The organism is Polaromonas sp. P1_G4, from assembly GCF_056405475.1.
The window spans coordinates 1-4,097 of record NZ_JBFUCA010000389.1 but is presented as its reverse complement, the minus strand read 5'-3'; the positions used below and the strand labels follow the sequence as shown (position 1 = coordinate 4,097).

The window sequence follows — 4,097 nt, the reverse complement described above, 5'->3', positions numbered from 1 at the left end:
ACCTGCAGGTTGGCACCCTGGCGGATTTTGCCGGGCGGATTCGTCACATCGGGCTGCAGTTCACCCAGAATCAGCTTGAGCAGCGTGGTCTTGCCGGCGCCGTTGGGCCCCAGCAGGCCGACCTTGTCGCCGCGCAGCAGTGTGCCGGTGAATTTGTTGACGATGATTTTTTCCGATCCGGGATGGCCAAAGCTTTTGCTCACATCCGTCAGTTCGGCCACGATCTTGCCACTCTTCTCGCCGCTGGAGACGTCCAGGTTGACGCGGCCCACCGCATCACGCCGTGCCGCACGGTTGTCGCGCAGGGCTTCGAGGCGTCCAATGCGGGCCACGCTGCGGGTGCGGCGCGCCTCCACGCCCTTGCGGATCCACACCTCTTCCTGCGCCAGCAGCTTGTCGGCCTTGGCATTGATGACGGCTTCCTGGGCCATCTGTTCTTCTTTTTGCACCAGGTACTGGGCAAAATTGCCAGGGTAGCTGTTCAGTTTGCCGCGGTCGAGCTCGACGATGACGGTGGCGACCTGGTCCAGGAAGGCCCGGTCATGCGTGATGGTGATGATGCTGCCGTTGAAATTGACAAGCAGGTCCTCCAGCCAGGCGATGGAATCGAGGTCCAGGTGGTTGGTCGGCTCGTCGAGCAACAGCACGTCGGGTTTGGCGACCAGCGCCTGGGCCAGCGCCACGCGTTTTTTGGTGCCGCCCGAGAGCGAACCGACGATGGCGTCCTTGTCCAGGTGCAGGCGGTGCAGGGTTTCCTCGACGCGCTGCTCCCAGGTCCAGCCGTCCAGCGCCTCGATTTCCGACTGCAGGGCGTCCAGGTCGGTGTTTTCGTCGGCCGCAAGATACTGCTCAACTACGTGCCTGGTGCGCGCCAGTCCTTCGCTGGCAGCTATAAAAACCGTAGCATGCGGGTCCAGGCTGGGCTCTTGCGGCACATAGGCGATGCGCAGGTTCTGCTGCAGCTGCAGCGTGCCGTCATCGGGTTTTTCGAGGCCGGCGAGAATTTTCAGCAGGGACGACTTGCCCGTGCCGTTGCGCCCGATCAGGCCGATGCGCTGGTTGGTTTCAAGGGAAAAATCTGCGTGGTCCAGCAGTGCGACATGCCCAAAAGCGAGTTGGGCGTCCAGTAAGGTAATAAGTGCCATAAGGGGGCAGATTATCCGCCCCTGCCGTGAGGCAGTTTCTATATAGGCTCTTCATCGGCCCTGCAGGGCCCGCCTTTGGCCACATGACGCCACATATGTGCCATCCCTTAAATACAAGTTATTACTGAGTGGCCGATGTCGCATCTGCGCCCTATCGCTTGCCAGGCCTCGCCGATATAGTCGTTCGTTCCGGCGATTCGATCGCTGAAGGAGGGACCTTGGAACTGCAAATCAATGGACGGGCCGTTCAGGCCGACGCCGACCCCGGCATGCCCTTGCTCTGGCTGCTGCGCGACGTGCTGAACATGACGGGCACCAAGTTCGGATGCGGCGTGGCCGCGTGTGGCGCTTGCACGGTGCGGGTGGACGGCGAAGCGGTGCGGTCCTGCGTCGTCCCGGTGTCCGCCGTGGTGGGCAAGCGCATTCAGACCATTGAAGCGCTGGGTGCGACGGACAAGCCACACGCCCTGCAGGCCGCCTGGATTGCCGAGCAGGTGCCCCAATGCGGCTATTGCCAGTCGGGCATGCTGATGGCGGCCGCCGCCCTGCTCGACAAAATCCCCAAGCCGACAGATGCGGACATCGATGCCACCATGACCAATATCTGCCGCTGCGGCACTTACCAGCGGATCCGGGTGGCCATCAAGCGCGCGGCCGGCATGGCGCCCGGCGGCAAGGGCCCAACACCTAAGGCTCAATTTTCCGCCGGGCCGCCCCAAGGAAACGAGCCCCGGAATATGCAAAAAAGGGGCAGCGCATTACGCGAAGCGAAAAGCGTGGGGGCCACGTCCTCATGAAGAGAAGGGCCTGGCTGCTCAGTGCAACCGGTGCGGCAGGCGCATTGCTGGTGGGCTGGAGCCTGTTGCCGGCGCGCTCCCGGCTGGGCAGCCCGGCCAAGCCCTGGCCTGCGAGCATTCCCGAGCTTGATGGCGCGGTGTTCAATGGCTGGATCAAGATCCGGGCGGACGGCGGTGTGGTGCTGGCCATGCCGCGCAGCGAAATGGGTCAGGGCGTGCACACGGCGCTGGCCATGCTGGTGGCCGAAGAGCTTGACGTGCCGCTGCAGCGGGTGACCGTGGCGCAGGCGGGTTCTGATGCCATTTACGGTAATGTCGCGATGCTGGTGGGCAGCCTGCCCTTTCATCCACTGGACGTCGATGACTTTGCCAAAGAAGGCGCCCCCAGGGTTCGCCCCACCCCGGTCAGGATCGGCGAGTGGATGATGGGCAAGGTTGCCCGTGAGCTCGGCATCAACGCGACAGGGGGTTCCTCAAGCCTGGCGGATGCCTGGGACGTGGTGCGCCTGGCCGCTGCCACGGCCCGGGCATCCCTGCTGGGGGCCGCCTCGCTGGACTGGAAATTGCCGGTGGATGAGCTCACAGTCAAAAACGGCGTGATTTCGCACCCCTCAGGCCCCTCATCCCACTACGGTGAACTGGCGAAATTTGCCGCAGCGACTCCGCCGGGGGACGTGACTCTCAAAAGCCGCGGGGACTGGAAGCTGATAGGGCGGGGTGCCCAGCGCCTGGATTTACCTGCCAAGGTTAATGGCACGGCCGTTTTTGGCCTCGATGTCCGGTTGCCGGGCATGGTGTATGCGGCGATCCGGCTTTGTCCCATGTTGGGCGGTTCAGCGGGTGCGATTCAGGTGAATACGGCGCTGGCCTTGCCTGGCGTGGAGCGCCTGGTGCGGCTGCCGGCCTATGCGGGCTCTACTGCCGGCTTTGCCGTGGTGGGTAAAACCTGGTGGCAGGCCCAGCAGGCGGCCTTGATGGTGCCGGTCGAATGGCAGCAGCGACCCGCTGGCGCGCTGGACACCCGCGCGATTGAACAATCGCTGGAAACCGCTCTGGCACGTGAAGAAGGCCATGTCTTTTATGAAAAAGGCGATGCCGGCAAGGCCGAGGCATCCGCTGTGCGGAAAATCGAGGCACTTTATCGTGCACCCTACCTGGCCCACGCCACGCTTGAGCCCATGAACTGCACCGCGCAAGTCATGGGCGGCAAGGTATGGCTCTGGGCGCCCACCCAGGTGCCGCAGATGGCTGTGGCCGTTGCCGCACGGGTGGCCGGGGTGGCTCAGGAAGATGTCCATGTCACTGTCACCTTGCTGGGGGGCGGCTTTGGCCGCCGGCTGGAGGTCGACTGTGTGGCGCAGGCAGTGCGCATTGCCGTGGAGTGTGGTGGCCGGCCTGTGCAATTGATCTGGTCGCGCGAAGAAGACACCACGCACGACTTTTACCGGCCCATGCAGGTAGCCAGGCTGAGGGCCTCCATGGACGAAACGGGCGACGTCACCTGCCTGTCCATCAAGTCTRCCGGCGACGCCATTACGCCTAGATGGCTCGAACGCAACCTGCCGGCCCTGTCCGGGCCCTTTGATACCCCCGATAAAAGTGCTGCGGAAGGTTTGTTCGACCTGCCTTATGGCTTTGCCAGCCAGTCCATGTCGCATGTGGCCACGCGCTCGGGCGTGCCTGTCGGCTATTGGCGCTCGGTGGGGCATTCGCATAACGCGTTCTTTTCTGAAAGCTTCGTGGACGAGCTGGCCTGGGCGGCTGGACAGGATCCTCTCGCTTTCCGGCGTTCCCTGCTGGGCGAAGCACCGCGGCATCTGGCCGTGCTGGATCTGGCTGCACTCAAGGCTGGCTGGGGCAGCGCTCTTCCCGAGGGGCGGGCCCGCGGCATCGCCTTGCATGAATCGTTTGGGTCCATCGTGGCGCAGGTCGCGGAGGTGTCATTGCTCAATGGCATGCTGCGCGTTCACCGCGTGGTGTGTGCTGTGGATTGCGGTACGGCTGTGAACCCGGGCATCGTGGCACAGCAAATGGAGGGGAGCGTTATCTTTGCGCTGACCGCGGCGCTGCATGGCCGCATAGATATAGAGGACGGTGTTGTGCGCCAGAAGAATTTCCCCCAGTACGCCATGGTGGGAATGGCGCAGGCGCCCGT

Annotated in this window: 2 protein-coding genes and 1 pseudogene; 2 read left to right on the top strand and 1 reads right to left on the bottom strand. The window is 63.7% G+C overall.

The window, feature by feature from the left end:
- Window positions 1-1,145 (bottom strand): ABC-F family ATP-binding cassette domain-containing protein (locus tag AC1D1X_RS17170; RefSeq protein WP_477698732.1); only part of this gene is annotated, 1,145 nt, incomplete at its 3' end.
- 218 nt (window positions 1,146-1,363) lie between these two features.
- Here AC1D1X_RS17170 and AC1D1X_RS17165 point away from each other — a divergent pair.
- Window positions 1,364-1,801 (top strand): annotated as a pseudogene (locus AC1D1X_RS17165) ((2Fe-2S)-binding protein); the annotation flags it as partial.
- A gap of 137 nt (window positions 1,802-1,938) precedes the next feature.
- Window positions 1,939-4,097 (top strand): xanthine dehydrogenase family protein molybdopterin-binding subunit (locus AC1D1X_RS17160; protein ID WP_477698731.1); only part of this gene is annotated, 2,159 nt, incomplete at its 3' end.